Source organism: Helicobacter felistomachi (assembly GCF_030296895.1).
Classification (GTDB): Bacteria; Campylobacterota; Campylobacteria; order Campylobacterales; family Helicobacteraceae; genus Helicobacter; species Helicobacter felistomachi.
In genome coordinates, this window is the sequence record NZ_AP028022.1 from 1,560,004 (window position 1) to 1,579,200 (window position 19,197).

17 protein-coding genes and 1 pseudogene are annotated in these 19,197 nt (G+C 47.4%); 9 read left to right on the forward strand and 9 right to left on the reverse strand.

Translation table 11 applies throughout. The annotated features are described in order from the left end of the window. Positions 1-34 precede the first annotated feature (34 nt). From QUE23_RS08280 to QUE23_RS08305, 6 genes and pseudogenes are all read left to right on the forward strand, one after another. Positions 35-1,840, forward strand: coding sequence for a ribonuclease J (locus QUE23_RS08280; protein ID WP_286348559.1), 1,806 nt, complete (start codon positions 35-37; stop codon positions 1,838-1,840). Then, entirely contained in the window at positions 1,840-2,865 is a 1,026-nt protein-coding gene (msrB, locus tag QUE23_RS08285; RefSeq protein ID WP_286348560.1) for a peptide-methionine (R)-S-oxide reductase MsrB, read from the forward strand. The genes QUE23_RS08280 and msrB overlap by 1 nt, the downstream gene beginning before the upstream one ends. Further along, a complete protein-coding gene (locus tag QUE23_RS08290) occupies positions 2,865-3,827 on the forward strand; it encodes a KpsF/GutQ family sugar-phosphate isomerase (protein WP_286348561.1) in 963 nt (320 codons plus the stop codon). Before msrB ends, QUE23_RS08290 begins: the two co-directional genes overlap by 1 nt. 1 nt (position 3,828) lies before the next feature. Beyond that, a complete protein-coding gene (locus QUE23_RS08295) occupies positions 3,829-4,068 on the forward strand; it encodes a DUF2443 family protein (RefSeq protein ID WP_286348562.1) in 240 nt (79 codons plus the stop codon). Positions 4,069-4,077: 9 nt separating this feature from the next. Next, positions 4,078-5,889 (forward strand): annotated as a pseudogene (gene glmS, locus QUE23_RS08300) (glutamine--fructose-6-phosphate transaminase (isomerizing)). Beyond that, positions 5,882-6,733 (forward strand): glycosyltransferase family 25 protein, encoded by an 852-nt coding sequence (locus QUE23_RS08305; RefSeq protein WP_286348563.1) that lies wholly within the window; start codon positions 5,882-5,884, stop codon positions 6,731-6,733. Before glmS ends, QUE23_RS08305 begins: the two are co-directional and overlap by 8 nt. Here QUE23_RS08305 and QUE23_RS08310 read toward each other — a convergent pair. The 9 genes from QUE23_RS08310 to flgD are packed head-to-tail and all read right to left on the reverse strand — an operon-like array spanning position 6,730 to position 16,088. Beyond that, complete coding sequence (locus QUE23_RS08310; protein WP_286348564.1) at positions 6,730-7,431, reverse strand: hypothetical protein; 702 nt, start codon at positions 7,429-7,431, stop codon at positions 6,730-6,732. The two genes, QUE23_RS08305 and QUE23_RS08310, sit on opposite strands and share 4 nt — an antisense overlap. Before the next feature lie 9 nt (positions 7,432-7,440). Further along, the gene (locus QUE23_RS08315; RefSeq protein WP_353622227.1) at positions 7,441-8,202 is read right to left on the reverse strand and encodes a methyl-accepting chemotaxis protein; all 762 of its coding nucleotides are present in this window, start codon (positions 8,200-8,202) and stop codon (positions 7,441-7,443) included. An 8-nt stretch (positions 8,203-8,210) separates the two neighbouring features. Beyond that, positions 8,211-8,582 carry a hypothetical protein gene (locus QUE23_RS08320; protein ID WP_286348565.1) on the reverse strand — a complete coding sequence of 124 codons (372 nt, stop codon included), beginning with the start codon at positions 8,580-8,582 and terminating at the stop codon, positions 8,211-8,213. A gap of 8 nt (positions 8,583-8,590) precedes the next feature. After that, positions 8,591-9,082 (reverse strand): PAS domain-containing protein, encoded by a 492-nt coding sequence (locus QUE23_RS08325; RefSeq protein ID WP_286348566.1) that lies wholly within the window; start codon positions 9,080-9,082, stop codon positions 8,591-8,593. Between the two features lie 41 nt (positions 9,083-9,123). Next, a complete protein-coding gene (locus QUE23_RS08330; RefSeq protein ID WP_286348567.1) occupies positions 9,124-11,112 on the reverse strand; it encodes an ATP-dependent helicase in 1,989 nt (662 codons plus the stop codon). Further along, complete coding sequence (locus QUE23_RS08335) at positions 11,112-12,833, reverse strand: GmrSD restriction endonuclease domain-containing protein (protein WP_286348568.1); 1,722 nt, start codon at positions 12,831-12,833, stop codon at positions 11,112-11,114. Before QUE23_RS08335 ends, QUE23_RS08330 begins: the two co-directional genes overlap by 1 nt. A 3-nt stretch (positions 12,834-12,836) precedes the next feature. Beyond that, entirely contained in the window at positions 12,837-14,645 is a 1,809-nt protein-coding gene (locus QUE23_RS08340; protein ID WP_286348569.1) for a flagellar hook-basal body complex protein, read from the reverse strand. Next, positions 14,642-15,163 (reverse strand): hypothetical protein, encoded by a 522-nt coding sequence (locus QUE23_RS08345; protein WP_286348570.1) that lies wholly within the window; start codon positions 15,161-15,163, stop codon positions 14,642-14,644. The genes QUE23_RS08340 and QUE23_RS08345 overlap by 4 nt, the downstream gene beginning before the upstream one ends. A 1-nt stretch (position 15,164) precedes the next feature. Continuing rightward, on the reverse strand, positions 15,165-16,088 hold the full coding sequence (gene flgD / locus QUE23_RS08350; RefSeq protein ID WP_286348571.1) for a flagellar hook assembly protein FlgD: 924 nt from the start codon (positions 16,086-16,088) through the stop codon (positions 15,165-15,167). Between the two features lie 240 nt (positions 16,089-16,328). Here flgD and QUE23_RS08355 point away from each other — a divergent pair, with 240 nt between their 5' ends. Genes QUE23_RS08355 through QUE23_RS08365 form a run of 3 tightly spaced genes read left to right on the forward strand, consistent with a single transcriptional unit; the run spans position 16,329 to position 18,644 of the window. Then, positions 16,329-16,910 carry a hypothetical protein gene (locus QUE23_RS08355; protein ID WP_286348572.1) on the forward strand — a complete coding sequence of 194 codons (582 nt, stop codon included), beginning with the start codon at positions 16,329-16,331 and terminating at the stop codon, positions 16,908-16,910. A 32-nt stretch (positions 16,911-16,942) separates the two neighbouring features. Next, positions 16,943-17,896 carry an SEL1-like repeat protein gene (locus tag QUE23_RS08360; RefSeq protein WP_286348573.1) on the forward strand — a complete coding sequence of 318 codons (954 nt, stop codon included), beginning with the start codon at positions 16,943-16,945 and terminating at the stop codon, positions 17,894-17,896. After that, a complete protein-coding gene (locus tag QUE23_RS08365; RefSeq protein WP_286348574.1) occupies positions 17,883-18,644 on the forward strand; it encodes an SEL1-like repeat protein in 762 nt (253 codons plus the stop codon). The genes QUE23_RS08360 and QUE23_RS08365 overlap by 14 nt, the downstream gene beginning before the upstream one ends. The last annotated feature ends 553 nt before the right edge of the window (positions 18,645-19,197 follow it).

Consider the following 19,197-nt stretch of genomic DNA (forward strand, 5'->3'; position numbering starts at 1 on the left):
GGGCAGAGGTGCACTTAACAACAACCACCCCCACATGCAAGAGCAAAACGGGGTGAAGAACATCACTAAGGTCAATGAGCGGGGGAATTTAGGCTTTCACAAGGAATTAAAACAGGGCGTGGAGGCCAACCATAAAATCCACATCAACCACCTCAACCCCCACTATAAATTAGATTTGAATGTCAAGGCACGGGTGAAAATCACCCCTTTGGGCGGTTTGGGCGAGATCGGGGGGAATATGATGGTGATTGAAACCATGCACCAAGCCATCATCATCGATGTGGGCATGAGCTTTCCTAGCGAGGACATGTATGGCGTAGACATCTTGATCCCCGATTTTAGCTACCTACACAGCATTAAAGATAAAATCGTGGGTGTTTTGATCACCCACGCCCACGAGGACCACATCGGGGCCGTGCCCTATCTCTTTAAAGAATTGCAATTCCCCCTTTATGGCACGCCCTTAAGCCTTGGCATGATTGGCAATAAATTTGACGAACATGGCCTAAAAAAATTTAAGAGCTTTTTTAAAATCGTGCAAAAACGCCAGCCGATCCAAATCGGGGAGTTTGTCGTGGAGTGGATACACATCACACACTCCATCATAGATGCAAGCGCGTTGGCGATCCAAACCAAAGTCGGCACGATCATCCACACGGGCGATTTTAAGATCGACCACACCCCCGTGGATAATATCCCCACCGACCTTTACCGCCTCGCCCACTACGGCGAGCAGGGAGTGATGCTGCTTTTAAGCGATAGCACCAACTCTTACAAGTCCGGGATCACGCCCAGCGAAAACAGTGTGGGGCCCGTGTTTGAAAATCTCTTTAAAAACGCCAAAGGGCGGGTGATCATGAGCACCTTCTCTTCAAATATCCACCGCGTGTATCAAGCGATCCAGCATGCGCTCAACCACAACCGCAAGGTCGCCGTGATCGGCCGTTCTATGGAGAAAAACCTAGACATCGCCAGAGAACTAGGCTATATCCATTTGCCTTCCAAAACCTTCATTGAGGCGCACGAAGTGGAAAAGCACCCCGACCATGAGGTGTTTATTGTAACGACCGGCTCACAGGGTGAGACCATGAGCGCGCTTTATCGCATGGCCACAGACGAGCACCGCCACATCAGCATTAAGCCTAGCGACCTCATCATCATCTCCGCTAAGGCGATCCCGGGCAATGAAGCGAGCGTGTCTAGCATTTTAAATCTCTTAATGAAAAAGGACGCGCAAGTCGTGCACCACGCCTTTGATGTGCATGTGAGCGGACACGCCGCCCAAGAGGAACAAAAGCTCATGCTGCGCTTGATCAAGCCCAAATTCTTTTTACCCGTGCATGGCGAGTATAACCATGTCGCTAGGCACAAGGAGACGGCGATCTCTTGCGGAATCCCCGAAAAGAACATTTACTTAATGGAAGATGGCGACCAAGTGGAGGTCAATCCAAATTTTATGCGTAAGACCAAGAGCATTAAGAGCGGCAAAAGCTACGTGGATAACACGAACAACACTAGCATTGAGGAAAAGATCGTGCAAGAACGCCAAGAAATCGCCAGTGCAGGGCTTTTAAGCGCGGTGTTGTTCATCTCCAAAGAGGGGCAGGATTTAATGCCAAGCTCCAAGCTCACCAGTTTAGGCATTGTCAATATGCAAGAAGAAAGGGCGTTTTTAAAAGAGTTGCACGGCTCGCTCAGCCTCCACATCAAAGCTTTACGCCAAGACATTTTAGGCAATCACAAATACCTTGATGAAAATGTCCGCAACTTCTTAAGAAAAGCCTTGTTTAAGCACACCAAAAAATACCCGGCCATTGTGAGCCATGTGTTTGTGAGCTGATGCGTGCGTGGGTTTTAGGCTTAGCATTGGTGGGGGCTTTGGGTGCTGTGGAGGTTAAAATGCACACGATTTACTTAGCGGGGGGGTGCTTTTGGGGCTTAGAGGCGTATGTCAAGCGCATTTATGGGGTGAAGGACGCTCTAGTGGGCTACGCCAATGGCAAGAGCGATCAAACAAACTACCATGAGCTACACAACACCGACCACGCCGAAACGGTGAAGGTGGAGTTTGACCCGTCTAAAATCAGCCTAGATAAACTTTTGCTCTACTATTTTAAGGTGGTCGATCCCACGAGTTTAAACCAACAGGGCAATGACAGAGGGCGGCAATACCGCACGGGCATTTACTACACCGATAAAGCCGATGAGCCCATCATTGCCAAAGCCCTAGCCCATTTGCAAAGCCACTACAAAGACAAGGTGCGAATCGAGCTAGAACCTTTAAAAAACTTCGTGGTGGCGGAGGACTACCACCAAGATTATTTGAAGAAAAACCCCGGGGGCTATTGCCACATTGACCTTAAAAAAGCCGATGAGGTGATCATCGACCCCAACGACTACCACAAACCCACACAAGAGCAACTTAAAAAGAAACTCACCGACCTACAATATAAGGTTACTCAAGAGAGCTACACCGAACGCCCCTTTGACAACGCTTACGACAAATTAGACAAGCCGGGCATTTATGTGGACATCACGACCGGCGAGCCTTTATTTCTCTCCACCGATAAGTTTGACAGCGGTTGTGGGTGGCCCGCCTTTTCTAAGCCCATCAATAAAGAAGTCGTAGGCTATGCTAAGGACACGAGCCATCAAATGCTACGCACCGAGGTGAAAAGCCGCGTAGGCAAAGCCCACTTAGGGCATGTCTTTGAGGATGGACCGGCCGAGCTTGGGGGACTACGCTATTGTATCAACAGTGCCGCCTTGAGGTTTATCCCCCTAGAGGACATGGAAAAAGAGGGCTATGGGGCTTTAATCCCCGTGCTACAAAAAGCCCTTCTTAAAAAAGAGGTGCGTCAATAATGGACTACGCGCGCCTAGCCACCCAAAGCCTAGATTTAGCCATTGAAGCCCTAGAAAACGCCAAGAACACCCTAAGCCAAGACACCCTAAAACCCATAGTAGAACTTTTAGGCAACGCCCCCCTTGTGGTCGTGATGGGCGTGGGTAAGAGCGCACATATCGGGCGCAAAATCGCCGCCACACTCACCAGCACCGGCACAAAGGCGGTGTTTTTACACCCCACAGAGGCGGTGCACGGGGACATGGGGATTGTCGGCACCAAAGACGCGATTCTAGCCATTAGCTATGGGGGCGAAAGTGTGGAGCTGTTAGAAGCCCTGCGTTACATCCAATGCGCGGGGGTGGTGGCGCTCAGCAAGCATAAAAACAGCTCACTTGCCAAAAGGGCTACTTTTCACCTAGAGCTTAAGATTGGCAAAGAAGCTTGCGGGTTTAATTTAGTCCCCACGACTTCAACCACCCTAAGCCTAGCTTTGGGCGACATTTTGGCGGTGTGCTTGATGGCGTATAAAAACTTTAAAAAAGAGGATTTTGCCAAGAACCACCCGGGGGGCTTACTCGGTAAAAAAATGCACCTAAGGGTGAAAGACATTTACCGCACCACAAATTTACCTTTAGTGGATTCGCAATGTTGCTTGCACGAGGCACTGCTAGAGGCGACTGCTAAGGGGCTAGGCAATGCACTCTTAGTAGATAGTGGGGGGCATTTGGTGGGGGTCTTAAGCGATGGCGACATCCGCCGTGCGCTCTTGCAGCCTAAGGACTTTGATTTAAACGCCCCGGCCAAAAACTACGCCACCTTGCACCCCAAAACCACGACAGATTTAGACATGCTCGTGGTGGAGGCGTTAGAACTCATCGAGCAAACCCAAATTTCGCTCTTAGTGGTGTGCGATACCCACAATAAGGTTTTGGGGGTTTTGCATTTACACACCTTGTTAAGTTTGGGCTTAGGGGGTTAGCATGTTTGAACGCTTGGAACTCATCATTAAAGACATTGAGAACGCTAAAGAGGAAGTGGAGTTGTTGCTTAGAATTGCCCATTTGAGTTTGGGGGATTTTATTTTAATGAAACGGGGGAGTTTAGACATCCCGCCCACTTTAGACATGGCGTTTTACACGCAAATTAGCGAAAGGGTGGAGGAATTGAAGGAAGCCATCAACGCCCTAAACAAATACAAAAGAGAAATGCTGGTTTTTTAAAGGAAGATTATGTGTGGAATTGTGGGCTATTTGGGGCCCAATGAGAAAAAAGCATTGTTGCTCCACGGCCTAGAGGAGTTAGAATACAGAGGCTATGACAGCGCGGGGCTGGCCGTGCTTGAAGCTAATGACCCCCATTTGCACTTATTTAAGGTGAGCGGCAAGGTGCAGGCTTTGCAAGCAAAGGCACAACATTTTAAATCTATAGGTTTAGGCGTGGGGATCGCCCACACCCGCTGGGCGACCCATGGCAAGCCCACAGAGGCCAACGCCCACCCGCATGTCTACCACTCTAGTGCTGTGGTGCACAATGGCATCATAGAAAACTTTGCCCTTTTAAAAACCCAGCTACAAAAAAAGGGGCATGTGTTCTCAAGCCAAACAGATAGTGAGGTCATCGCCCATTTATTTGAGGATGCGCTAAGCCTTGAGACAACGATCAGCGTTAAAACCGCTCTAAAAGCCTTTAAAAGCACCATTGCCCAACTAGAGGGGGCGTATGCGATCTTACTCATTTGCGCCAAACTCCCCACTTGTATTTTTTATGCCAAAGAACGCTCCCCCTTACTCATCGCACAGGCAGAAAGCGGAATTTATTTAGCCAGCGCGCCCAGTGCTTTAGTGGGTAGGGCTAGCCACATGGTGCGCCTTGCCGATGGGGCAATCGGCGTTTTGGAGGCAAACAAACCCCTAAAACTAGAGAACTTAGGCAAATTAGACAAAGTCCCCACAAACAGCCAGCAAGGCGACAAAGAGGGTTTTCAAACCTTCATGGAAAAGGAAATTTACGAGCAGGGCAGAGTTCTAACCTTGCTGGGGCGTTTAAGCCCCAAAGGCGTTGCTTTAGAGTTGCCCGAAGGGTTCTTAGAGGGCGTGGGAAGCCTAAGCATCAGCGCGTGCGGGACAAGTTATCACGCCGGGCTTGTGGGTAAATACTTGATTGAGGGTTTAACTGGGCTCAAAGTGCACGTGGAGTTAGCCAGCGAATACCGCTATGCCAACCCTGCCACCCAAAAGGGCGAGTTATTCGTGGCGATCTCGCAAAGCGGCGAGAGTGCGGACACTTTGGAGGCTCTAAAACTTGCCAAAGCTTTAGGCTTAAAGACGCTAGGCATTTGCAACACCCAAAGCTCGAGCATGGGCGCGCTCGTCGATGCCATGCTCTTAACCCACGCAGGTTTAGAGCGATCCGTAGCTTCAACGAAAGCCTTTGCCAGCCAAGTTTTGGTGCTGTGGCTTTTAGCTTTAGAGCTCGCCCATTTAAGGGGGCTTTAGAGCCCAAAGAGGAACAAGCCCACCTACAAGCCCTAAGCACTAGCCTAGAAACCATGCAAGAAGCCCTAAAAGCACACCCGCAGATTAAAGAATTGAGCGCACAGATCGCTAAACGGGATTTAAAGGGGTATTTTTTCATGGGGCGGGGGGTGTTTTACCCCCTTGTGTTAGAAGGCGCGCTCAAGCTTAAAGAGATCGCCTATGTGCACGCGCAAGGCTACGCAAGCGCAGAAATGAAACACGGGCCCATTGCCTTAGCCGACAGCACCCTTTTAAGCACAATCTTGCTGCCTAAAAACTTGCTCTTTGCTAAGAACTTAAGCAATGTAGAAGAGCTCAGTGCCCGCGATTCGCTCATCTTTGCCCTAAGCCCCCTAGAGGTCGCACCCGCCACTTTTTATTTAAGAACCCCCCTACCCGCATTACATGAACGAGTTTTTTTACATGCTTGTGCTCTTGCAGCTTTTTGCTCTAGAGATGGCGCAACTTAAGGGGCTTGATGTAGATAAGCCCCGCAATTTAGCTAAAAGTGTGACCGTTGAGTGAAAACATCCCCATTTACATCATCCATTTAGAAAACTGTGCAAGAGACATTGCCCCCCTGCTGTGGCATTTAAATTATCTCTTAGAAAAGACCCCACACAAGGGCTTTGACATTGAGGTGTTTCACGCGATCCACGGACATACAGACTACCAAAATAAGGGCATCACCCACGCCCACACACATCCCGTATTCAACGACTTTAGCCCCCATTTGCCTAATTTTCAAGAGGGCCTAAGCTTCATGCGTCTAGCTCTAAAAAGCCGTGTGAACTTCCAAAGTTTTGGGCAGCTGGGGTGCTTTGCCAGCCATTATTTATTGTGGCAAGAGTGCGTGAAATTGCAAAAACCCATCATTGTGCTTGAAGACGATGTGCTCCCCACCTTTGACTTCTTTGAAAAATGCGCGTTGGGTTTGGAGAGTCTTTATAGCAACAAAGCCCAAATGGTGCGGCTCTTTGCCCTTTACTTCAAACGCCACCGCTTGACAAAGTCTATGGGACACCACTTTGATCAGCTCTTTAGCCCTATGGGGGGCATGGGGACTCAAGGCTATCTCTTAAGCCCGCTTGGGGCGCAAAAACTCTTAGAAAACTGCCCCGAGCAGTGGATCTTGCCCGTAGACACCTACATAGACGCTTACTACACCCACAAAGTTTCTTGCTTAACTTTGAAAACCCCCGCCTTGTTTGTAGACGAGCTTGTTTCACAAATCCAACACGCCAGCACAGACTATTTTAAGGGCAAACTCAAGGCTTTCTCTTATCTCATGCGGGCGTGTAATTATGCACTCAAGTGTCGGCTCTTCGTGCAGCACTTGCTCTTTTCATTTTTAGCCCGCAAAGCCTAACACCCGATCGCCAAACGAGCCGTCAAGATAAAATCCTCTTTTGCGGGCGTGCCTTGCGTTTTAAAACGGTTGGAGGTGTCGTTTGGGTAGAAGTCTAAGTGCTGGATGTGGCATTGTTGCTTAAGTTGTTTGCCTATCCAGCTCACTTGTTCTTGGGCTTTTTTAATCAAGTCTTGGCGCAAGGCGCTCCAGTCGATCTCTTCAATTTGGGGGTAAAGGGCAGGGGTGCTGGGTAAAATAAGCCCATTTTTGATCGCCACTTGAGAGATTTTATCGTTAAGATCCTCGTAAGCTTTGAGCTTATCTGCGGGGATTTTGCAATCCATCACGCCTTGCAAGCTATACCCACTGATCTCTTGCTTAGACCCAAAGGCGTAGTAGGGGTGCACGCTGTAAGTGGCTTGTTGGCATAAATGACTCTTTTGGGCGAGCTCGTTGATGTCTTTAAAGCCCTCTTTGATCGCTTTATCCTGCTCGGGGCTTAGGGTTTGGCTTTTTAAAAGTGCCTGGCTCGCCCCAAAGACAAAGTGCGCGCTGTAAGCCTTAGGGGTTAGGGTTTGCGTGCTTCTAATTTGTAAACTAATGCTGCTCTCTGCTCTTTTATGGTGTTGGCCTAGAATGAAGCGTTCAAAGCTCAAACCCCCCATAAAAACTCCTAGAAACACCACAACCACTAACACACTTTTAACATATCTCATCTGATTCCTTTACTTTTGAGGGATTGGGGCTTCATCTAAAGTTTTGAGCCGTGCGGCCATTTTGTCCACTTCCTCTGGGTCGTAGTGGTCTTTGATGTGCTCGATCACTTCTTTGACAAGGTCTAAATTTTGTTGGGGGATTTTATTTAGGTCGATGTTGTCTGTCTTGTTGGTTAAAACGCTGCGGTAAACATGCATTTTCATCACAATCCACTCGATGCGGCGCATCACTTGGTTTAAGCCCACTTCCAGCCCCTGGTTATTGTCTACGCTTTTATGGCTATTGTTGACAAATGTCTCCAATACCTTTAAAAATTCCTCAAAATGCGCGCTGATGCCTGCGCTCAAACGGGTAACTTCGACGAAGGCGGCGGCGAGTTTATTGATCTCTTCTTCAAATCCGCTAAAGCTGCTTTTGATGCTGTTTACCTCTTTGGCTACCCTTTCGGCCAATTTACGGATTTCATCGGCCACCACCGCAAAGCCCCGCCCGTGTTCGCCACTTCTAGCCGCTTCAATGGCCGCGTTTAAAGAAAGTAAATTTGTCTGATCGGCAATGTCGCTGATGACATTTGTCACCTGCATGACAAAGTCCATATTGCTTTTAAGCCCGTCCATCGCCACATTTGTGTTTTCACAATTGGCGTTGAATCTGTCTAGATCGGCGTGTACGCTCTGCATTTCCTTTTGGCTTTTTAAAGAACTTTGTCCAATGTTTTGGGCAAGCTCTTTATTCTCTGAGCATTGCTTGACCCGATTAGCAACCTCCATCAACACCTCTAAAATGCCCTTAGCCCCCCGCCCATCTCGACCAAACGCAGCACGATTTCCCTATTATTCGCCTCAATAATTCCATCTACATGGGACTTGATATGGGCGACATATCGCTTAAAAACCCCCCGATAGCCCTCTTCAAGGATATTGCGGTAATCCTTGCCCTCCTTAGCTGCCTGCACACCTGCGTCCATTTCTCTAAACACCGCTTCGACTTGATCCAAGAAGTCGTTTAGATCGTGCATGACTTGGCTATAAGGGTTTTCTTCGTCAATGTCCATTAAGCGGCACTCCAAATTGCCATTTCGAATCTGAGCGGCAAATTCCTTAAACTTGTCTAAGGAGGCATCCGGGCTCGTGTCAAACCATTTCAACATGTTGATCCTTACAGGCGCTGGAGCTGGTTGACCCACTTGTCGTAACTGCAATTTCGTGCGGCCAATGTCTCTTCTAAAAGCCGTCTGCTCGCATCCATCCCTCCCCCTTTCTCAGCTTCACGCAAACGGGCATAAAGGGGGATGATGATCTCGTCTAGGGCTTTTCGATTAGGGGTGCGCCGCACGGAATAATAGCCGATGGTGTTGCCTTGTTCATCAACGGAGGCGGTAACATCAGCAAAAACCCAATAAAAACACTCATCGAAGGTTTTATTTTTGACATAAGCAAACATTTCTTGCTGTTTGGAGATAGTGTCCCACAAGAGTTTGAAGATAATGCGGGGCATATCAGGGTGGCGGACAATGTTGTGCGGTTTGTGTAGGACCTCCCTTTCAGAACAGGCTACAATGTCGAGAAAGTATTTATTTGCATAGGTGATCACTCCCTTGGTGTTCGTTTTGGTAACAATAAAAAAATTCGGATCGACAAACTTTTCCATGCAACTCTCCTAGCATTTGACCTTCCAATTCTACCCAAAATTTAACGATTTTTAGAGTTTAACAGCCCCCCCTCCATCAAAAACCGCGAAGGCTCATAGACGATCTTCTTCATTTTATCCTCTTTGGCGTAGGAGAGGTAAAGGTGGTCTTTGGCCCTTGTAACGGCCACATAAAACAGCCGCCGCTCTTCTTCTAAGCTCCCGCTCTGTTTGGCAAGTTTGGTGTTAGGAAAGCGCCCCTCCATCAGGTCGATCACATACACCGTGCCAAACTCTAGCCCCTTGCTCGCATGCACGCTTAAAAGCTGCACCCCGTTGCCACTTGCCATCTCTTTAGAGCCGAGCACCATCGCATGCAAAAAGTCGCGCAAATTTTTATAACTTGTGGCAAGTTGCATGAGCAAAACAACTCTTTGCTTGATCTTGGCTAGGGCACTCTCATACAAATTCTCATCCATGCGCCCGTCCCTGGTTTTTGCGCGCTCTCTAGCTAGGTTTTGCGCGATTTGTGTAAACCACACCGATTTGGCAATGTGATCTAGGTTTTGGGCGGGCAAACTAGGGTGATAAGTCTTGCAAAGGGTGTGGAGTTGGTCTAAAAAGGTAGCGCCCGCTTGGGTGAGTTTGGGGTGGGTTAAAAGGGGGTGATCTTTAAAGGCATCGCTCACTTGGTGGGTGGGCGTGGCTAAGGGCACAATCGCTTCAAACAAGCCCATTTGGGGGCGTTTGACCTGCGGGTAGGGGTTTTTACGGTTGGGTTTTAACAGCCCTTGCACGCTGTGCCCATCGCCTAAAGTTTGCAGGGCCAAATACAAGTCTTTAGCCAAGGCACTGCCAATCCCACTGCCATAACTTAAAACCTGCATGGTCGCCATCATGTCTTTAGAGTAACTTAAAAAAGCGCAGATGTCTAAGAGCAAATTCACTTCTTTGGTGTCAAAAAACCCCACGCCCCCCTTGCGCCTTGAGGGCACACCTAGCTCTCTTAAAGCCGCTTCACACCCCTCAGCACTGGAGTTGTTTCTAAACAAAATCGCCACATCTTCAAACCCTCCGCGCTTGGCGATGTGCGCCGCGATGCCCTTGTATTGCGCAAACAGCTCGCTATATTGCAATAAAGTGGGGGTGGAGGGGTTGGTGGCCTTCACCACTTCTAATTGCTTGGGGTAAATACGCGGATTGTTCGCGATCACTTTATTGGCAAGGCTTAAAATCGCCCGGCTGGAGCGGTAGTTTTTTTGCAAGGTAAAAACCCGCGCCTGTTTGTACTTGGTGGCGAAGTTGCTGATGATGGAGATGTCCGCCCCATTGAAGGCGTAAATGCTTTGATCGTAATCGCCCACACAAAATAAGCTTTGGGGGCGCAAAGCATCTAAAACCGCATCTTGTAAAGGGTTAGTGTCTTGGTACTCATCGCACAGCACCTCTATAAAGGCGGGCGGCTTGTTTGCCATCGTGTCCTTGTAGCGCAACAACAAGTCGTTGTAATCTAGGTAGTTTTGTTCGCGCTTGAGTTCGTTAAAAAGCTCTAGGGCGCATTCGTAACGCTCAATGTAGTCGGCTTGTTTGGCGTTGCGCTGTGTCAGCCACTGGGCAAAACTCTCTTGACTTTGGGCGTTGATGTAATAAGAATGCAGGTCGTATAAATGGTTTGCTCCATAGGCATCGTCTTCTTTGATTTTGTGGTCCTGCTCTAAAATGCTTTTGAGCAGAGTTTGCATTTCTCTAGGTTGCTTGAGGCATAAGGTGGGGTCAGTGGCTTTTAAGTAGCGGTAAGCGACGGCATGGAAAGTCCCGGCTTCAATGTCTGCGGCTTTGCTGGTGTGCTTAGCAAGTCTGGCCTTCATCTCTTGGCTGGCTTTGTTGGTGAAGGTGAGTAAGAGGATTTGCTTAGGATCAACGCCGCTTTCAAGCAAATGTAAAATCCGCCCCACAATGGTGGAAGTCTTGCCCGTGCCCGCCGAGGCGATGACTAAATTCGCCCCTAGGGGGGCTTTGGTGGCTTGCAGTTGCTCTGCGTTTAAACCCACTAAGTCAGCTCTTTGATTTTGTCTAAAATTGCTGTAGCGCGTAGCTTTAAGAAGTCTTGGTAACTCTCCAGTACTTTAGGGTCGCTTATGTCGATTAAATGGGTTTTGAGACTGTCTTGCAAGTGGGGGTTCTTGGCTTGAAACTCGGGGATATAGATTTTTGGGGGTTTGTCTTTGATCTCTTGGTTGAGCTTAGCACTCAAAAAGGTGATGTTGGCGATCGCATCGCGGTTACACTCGGGGGCAATGTCTTCTAAATGCTTCTTAGGGAAGAAGTGGTGCAGGTTGCGTTTGTGGGCGTTTTGTAAAAAGAGATTGTCTAGCACCACTTTAGTATTATTGTCAAAATCTCTAGGCTCTAAAGTGGCGAGTACGCATAAAATCCCCCGATGCAAATAGCTCTTAATATTGATTTTTTCTTCGACTAAAAGCTCTTTGGTGATGGTGTAAAAGGGCAATTCTTTTTTAAAATCAATGGGCTTTTCTTCATAAATCTGCTCCACTAAACCTAATTGCTTTAGCAAAGTGTCCCCATCTGTTTTAGTGCTAAAAAAGGCACTTCTAAAGAAAAGTCGCTTTAAATTAGTGATTTGGTTGTCATTGGGGCTTTTGTGCTTACTTAGGGCATAAAAATATGCCATGAGCATGAGCGAGCCCACAGAAGGCAGAAAGTCAAAAGAAGGGATTTTTAAATCGTGTTTGAGTAAATGGGCGGCGTGGGCAAAACAAGAAGCGACAAACTCCCATTTTTCTTGCACCTTCTCAGGCTCTAATTTTAAGATGGTGGGAATGGAGATTTTTTTAGTTAAATTTTCTTGGATATTTGAACGCAATAAATACGAAATGAGTTGCAACACCGCCATAGGCTGGTTAAAGGCATAATCCAAACGCCCCAGATCATCGGTGAGATTCTCAAAGCACTCTTGCAAATCAAAACCTTGTTTTATGATGTTTTGGTTTGGGTCGGTTTTTGTGGGGCTGTAAAACTTGGCACACATCACCTCAAAAGGGGTGAGTTTCGTCCCCCCCGTGTTGATCCGTGCAAAGATTTCTACAATTTGTTCTAAAGGGGCGTTGTCGATGGAGACAATGGGGAAGCGGTATTTTTCTATGTGCTTTTTAAACTCCTCAAAGCGTTTGGCTTCTTGTAGGCTTAAATTGTATTTTTCTTGTATCTCTAAAATGCTTTGGGTGATGAGATCATAGACACTCACCGCCACTTCGCTAGTTTCAGCTTTAGGGTCGCGCACAAAGCAAAAGTCTTTATCCTCGTCTGCCTCCAGCCTTAACATGATCTCTTGGTAGTCGTCTATTTTTTGGGGCTTGGCTTTAGGATTGTCCTTTTTGGTGTTTTTCTCTTGGTGGTGTTCTTTCTTACGCCCCCTTTCAATTTGCAAGCCCTTATAAACGACAAAAAGGGCGGTCATGCGCTGTTGCCCGTCTAGGACATAAGAAATGTGCTCCTCTGCTTTGGGTTCTCTAATATCCACATTGCCGATCTTGCGGTTAGCCTGTAACCTCTCTTTTGTCCGCCACAACACAAAACTGCCCGTAGGAAAGCCCCGCACCAAACTATCTATGAATTTGGCAACTTGCTCTTTGCTCCACACAAAATCCCTTTGGAAATGGGGGATTTGGTACTCCCCCTCAAGCAAACAATGGATCAATTCGTGGCAATCTTTTTCGCTGTAGTTGCAAAAAAAATCTTCACAATTTAGCATGCCCTACTTCTTTAAATTGATCGCCTCTTTGACTAAATCATCGCCCGTGGTGAAGGCCTTGGCGTTCATGGAGTAGCCCCTCTGCATTAAAATTAAATTCGTTAAAGACCGCCCAGCGTTGACATTGCTTGTCTCTAGGTATTTGTGCATGATCTTGCCAAATTTCAATTTGCCGTCATCGCGATCCCAACCTAAAATGGGATTCCCGCTTAAGGGGGCGGTGCGTCCATCCCTTGTCGCATTGGTGATGTCAAAAAGATTGCTCCCCACTTTACGCAAACCCTGATCGTTGGTAAAGGCGGCAATGCCTACCCGCCCCATCGTTTCAATCGCTCCATTGCTAAAAGCTAAGTGGATCACCCCGTCATCGTCTATGCGCATGTTTTGCAAGATTCCCTTGGGCTTGCCATCTTGCGAGATTTGGTAAATCTTGGAGTCTTCATAGGGGACATCGCTGGACTGGTAGTCATCGCTCTTGGCAAGATTGTAAGTTAAAGGGTTGCCCTTAAAATTTAAGGTAATGGGCTTGGCTTGCATTTTGCCATCTTTGTCAAAGGTGATCGTTTGGCGCACACCTTGTAGGGTGATGGGGAGCTTGGAGCGCATTTCTAAAATGGAGCTTTCCACATCCCATTTTTCCGTCGTGGGCGGATTTGCCATGGGGTCTTTGGAATTTGTCATAAAAAAATCGCTCTTGAGCAAGTATTTATCCCCACCCTTGTCGTAAATCTCGGCCGTGGTGCTGTAAAAGGGGATTCTGATCCCCACAGAGTCGCGGGTTTCGCCTTTTTTGAGAATCATCCCACTAGCCGTCCAACCCAGCTTTTCTGCCATAGGTCCGCCGATAAAGAGTGTAGCTTCGGGGTCTGTGGGGTTTTTGATTTGCAACATTAAAGGAGATTTGAGCTGATCGGGTTTGCTCTTAGCGATCGTCAAGTCTAAATGGGCTTTGGTTTTTAAGAGATTTTTTAAATCTCCCAAAGTGTGGAACTCGTTTTTCTCAGGTCCGCCCGTGCCGTATTTAAAAGTCAAATCCTGCGCCATGTCGCCCTTCACCATCATGATCTCTAAATTGCGGTGCATGGCTAAATCTAGTGGCTCGTTGTCGTCATTAGCTAGGGCGTTGGCATCTTGGTTTAAAAACCGCTCATTGATGATCTCGCCATCTTTATTTAAAAAATACTCTTCAGCGGGGCGCACATGCTTTTTGGCGTTTAAATTGATGCTCATGTCCACCTTAGTGGTTAGCACAGGCTGGTATTGCACATCTCGGGGCAGGTATAAAGTGCTAAGCTTCCCGCTTTTTAAAATCTTGGCTTCTTCATTTGGGTTGCCTGCTGTCAACACCCCATTTTTGATCTTATGCAAATCCACGCCATAGACATAATAGCCATGCGTGTTGACAATGTAACCATCCGCGTCCCTTAAAAAGTTGCCATCCCTCGTGAAAAAATTCTCCTGCGCTTGCTTGTAGCCGTCCTTGTTGATCTCCATGCTCCCGTTTTTATTCGGGCCCACAATGAACCAGCCACTCCCCTGATAGGCCATGTTGAACTCAGCATCGCTAGGCATATACTCGCCATCGCGATCGGAAATGGCGTTGCTCCCCTTAGTAACCCCAAAGTTACGATCATCGGCGGTGACATTAGTCGCCCCCAAAGTGTCTAAATGGGCGGAAAAAAGGGATTTAAACTCAGGGATGTTCTCCCGATAACCCACGGTGTTGATGTTGGCGATGTTGTTAGACAAGCTGTCGATGCCAAACTGGTGGGTCTTAATGCCCGAATAAGCGTTGAGTAAGGTGTCGTTCATGCAAAACTCTTAGAAGTGGGGTTGCTGTGCGTGCTAGCTTGTTCTAGGGGATTTAGGCGGTGTGTGTGCGGTGCTGTGCTGGTGGTGCTGGCGTGGTTAAAGCCTTGATTGGGGCGCGTGCCCTGTGCAGTGTGGGCTGTGGTGTTTAAGGGGCTAGGTGCATTGAGCGGGCCGTGGTTGTTGGTGCTGTGTTGCACTGCACTCAAAGGACTGTGGCTGCTGGCTTGGTTTAGCCCGCTATTTTGGGCGGTGTGTGGGGTGTTTAGGGGGCTTTGTGTGTGGGGCACATGCGGGCTTTGGGGGCGTGGCTGGGTGTTTGGTTTAATGCGCTTGTCTGCGCGGTGTGTGGGGCATTTAGGGGATTTGTATGACTGGGGGTGTTTAAGGGCGCGTTGTGTGCTTGGGCTGTGGGGTTGTTGTGCGCCAAGGAGCTTTTTGAGCGGGGTTTGTGGGTTTAAGGCTTGGGCGGTGCTTGGGGTGGCTTGGCTGGCTTTGGGGGTCTTGGCAAGGCTGGGCATATTATTTAAATTTGTAGGCTTGGTCGCCTGTGTGGGGGTATTTCTGGGGTTTGGGGGAGGATTTTTCGGGCACAAAATGCACGGCGTTTTCTCTTTGCTCTTTCTCTTGTCTTGTGGTGTTTCTGTCGTAAAACTCGAGTGCGCTGTCCATCGGCAAAATCATTTCACCCATGCGTAGCATCGGCTTGCCTTTTTCAAACACCACGCTTTGCACCTCGCCTCTGCCTATACGCGTGTGTAAATACTTGTTACTCTTGGGGTCTAAATTGTATTCAGCAAAGACTTCGTAAGTGCCCGGGACCACGGGCTTGCCCTGATCATTCAAGCCATCCCACTCAAAGCGCACATACCCCCCTTGCCCTTCCTTGCTTTTGAGCGAAAGGGTGCGGACTAATTGCTTGTTCTTATCAAAGATTTGCACCCCCGTATTCCCCTCGCTGTTTTTAATGGGCTCGTCAAAGTAGAGCGAAAACTCCACCTTGCCCTTTGTAACATTGATTCCCTTGACATCGGTTTCGGCGATTTTTCCGATCATCGACACGCTGTTTAAACCGCTCGCTTGTGTCATCGCTAAATTGCTTTTTAAGGTATTATCCACGCCCTGATCTAAGTGATCTAAAGTCTCTTTGAGCTTGCCCTGAAAGTCTTTTAAGGATTTGTTTGTGTCCCTAGTAGATTGCATCGCATCGGCGACTTCCTTCATCGCCTTTTTGTTTTCCTCTTGCATTTCTACTTGCGAGAGCTGGGCGGTTTGGCTGATGATCTTATCCGTTTCCATCGGAGCGGTCGGGTCTTGGTTCTTGAGTTGCTCTAAGAAAAGCTTCATAAAAGCGTCTTTGTCTAACCCATTTGCGATCTTAGGCTCGTGTTTCTTTTTCTCCATCGCTGCCTTTTGCCCCGTAACTTCGGCTAAATCAATGGGCATGCCATCCTCCCAAATTTAAGGATTTTAGCCCCCATTATACACCACAAACCCTAAACCTTATCCCTATAAAAGGAGAATTTTATCCATATATCCATGCGATAATCCCTTTCCTTGATCCACCCCATAACCCCCGAAGTCAAACCCCTATGAAAATGTGGAGCTTTTGTATCTTAAAGCCATACTTTAACTGCCATACCCCCCAACTTTCGTTAAAATCTTGGCAAACACAAAAGGTTGTCTATGCCCTTAAAATATGTCAATGGCGGGGTGATGAAAGCAAATGCTAAAAACCGCCTAGACGCTTACTACACCAAACCCGCCATCGCCAAAGAGCTGTTGAACACCACTCAAGAGTTCATTGCCCAATACGAAAACCTAGCCAATGGCAAAGAAAAGGATATTAGCTGCGTGTTTCAAATTTGGAGCAAGAATCACAAGAACCTCAAGAGCGAGTTTAGTTGGTACCGCCACAAGAAAGGCGAACCCTTTAGCCATTTACTTAAGGTTGTCACGGTGTCTCTAGCCAAAAATAGAGAATGTGGCAAGGCGTGGATTTTTGAGAAAAAAGCAAATTTTTATCTCTCCAGCACCTTTTTTAAACAAACCGCCGTCGTGCCTAAGTTTTGGCAAGTGAATCACCAAAGCGAAATCGCCATCACCTACCACGAAAACGCCCCTAAAGACAAACTAGACACACTCTTTTTAAACGCCAATTGGTGTCAATACAGCTCACTCGCTACAAATGGCTGCCGCCACATTGGCAAGGCGCACATTTTTAAACTCTTGCAAAATGGGGGGTTTAAGTCTTGGATTTTGTGCTAGAATAAATTTTTATTCCAAACAAAAGGACAAGCATGCAACAAGCATACAATCATCTAAGCCAAGAGTTAAAAGCCACAAAACGCGCCCACAGATTGTTTTTATCGGTGTTGGAGGATATGGGGGGGGGGGGGGGTGATTTAACCCCCTTTAAAGAGGAGCTAGAGGATTTAAGCGCAAAATTCACCCAGCTTTTAGACACGCTCGGCACTTTTAGCAAGGCTTTAGAAAACGCCTACAACCAAAGCACAGAGGACGACACAGAATTAGAAAACGCTTTAGCACAATTTAAAAAATGCAAAGTGAAAACAGCCACCCACTTAAACGCTCTCATAAACGCCACAGCAAGCCCCCAAGCTTTAGAGCAAGCTAACAACCTCGCCAAATCCCTAGAGGATTTAGAAGTCTTGTTAACTGCCTTGCAAGAAAGCCACACAGATTTATTACAAGGTACAAACTCTAGCCAAAACCCCACACAAGCCACAAATGCGGACGCGTTGCGTCCTTCCCCAAGCACAACAGCCGCAGAAGTCAAACCCCTATGGCAATATGGGGCGAACACCTTACAAGCCTTTAAAGATTACATGCAAGCCAAAGATACGGGCAGTGCTGGGGCTTGGCTAGAGCTGGGTAAAATGGCGTATGAGGGGATTGTGTTATACCCAGATAACAACACAGCCATGCGTTGTTTTGAAAAAGCCATAGAATTAGGCTCCGTGCAAGCGATGGTGGAGCTGGGTAAGGTGTATATGGAGAATGGGGACACCCAAGTGTTAGAGTATGGGAGCGGAGAGGTGATCAGTGGGCAGGAGGTGCTCAATGCCTTAAGCCCCCTAAAAGACGACCCAGAGAGCGAGGATTATTTAACAATTTTTCAACATTGTCAAGTTTTTAAAGACAAAACGCTCACAAATTGCCAAGAAAAAGCCAAAGAGTTTTTTGAAAAAGCGGTGGGCTTAGGGGAGGGGGGGGTATGTGGGGTTAGCTGAGATGTTTCGGTATTATAAGGATGATGATGAAATGGCAAAAACCTATTACACCCAAGCCATGCAGTCTTTAAAATCTCAAGCCGAAAAAGGCGATGGGGAGGCTTACGCTCTGTGGGGCGAGGCTTTAAAAGAGGTTAGTGGTTATCGTGGCAAGCAAGAAGCCATGCAACTTTTCCAAAAAGCCATTGATTTGGGCTATGTAGATGCTTACGACCATTTGGCAAATTTGGACTATAAACGAGCAGATGATTACCGCAAACAAGGGGCTAGGTTAGGCAGTGGCAAATGTGCTGAATTTTTACGCCCTTCAACCGACAATCTACCCTATGAAGGCAGAGATGATTTAGACAATTTTAAGCTAGCAGCCCAGCAAGCCGTAGAGTTCATGGATAGACTCATGGAGTGTCTTAAAATCCAAAAATTTGTCGCTTTGCACTGCCGACACCACAGAGTGTTTTTAAGACTATTGGAAAACCTCAGTTTAGCAGAGGCAATCAATGAGCGTATCGGCTTATACAATGTTAAGCGTTATCGACCCTTGTTAAAGCTTGAAATTGATGATATTGTTGATGCCTTATCTTATCCCAATGCATGGTTTGCAAAAAGTTTAGGGCGAAACCAATGGCGTTTTGACGCTTTTGCGTATTACACAAGTCTTAGAGTGTTTGCAAAACCCTATGATAGGGGTTATACAAGAATAAATGCTGAAGGGGAAGTTGAATCGGGTTTAAGAGCCGAAGACTTATAACGCTAACCCCCAACGCCCCCACAAATAGGGCTCGTCTTTGCCCAGCGTTGATCGCCCCTAAAACCGCCCCCCAAAGCCAAAAATGGGGGCAATCTCTCCCCCACAATCCTAACCTTAAAAAATGGGGGGGTATGAGAAAGGGGGGATATAAGGGGATACCCAAAAGTGGGGCTATCCCCAAGTGTATAGGGGCAACTCTTTAAAAGCCTATTTATTGGGCGTAGAGCGTCCATGCCCTTTAACACGCATGTGATTTAGTGCCCTTAAGCCTTGCCCTTGCACCGCCGCTCTATCTGTCAAAGATATTTAACAAGGGCGTTAGATTTGCCTAAATTGAAGCCTTGCTGTGGGTTTTGCTTCGCTTTAAGTTTTGCCTCGCTTTAAGTTTTGCCTCGCAAAACTTCCCATATTCTGCTAACATGTTTATTTTCAAATGCAAGATTTAAGACAAGGAAAAATATGAAAATCGAATCGGTGAAGGCTTATGAGGTGCTGGATAGTCAGGTAGTAATCCTTAACAACAACAAACGAGGACAATAATGGATTTTGCCAA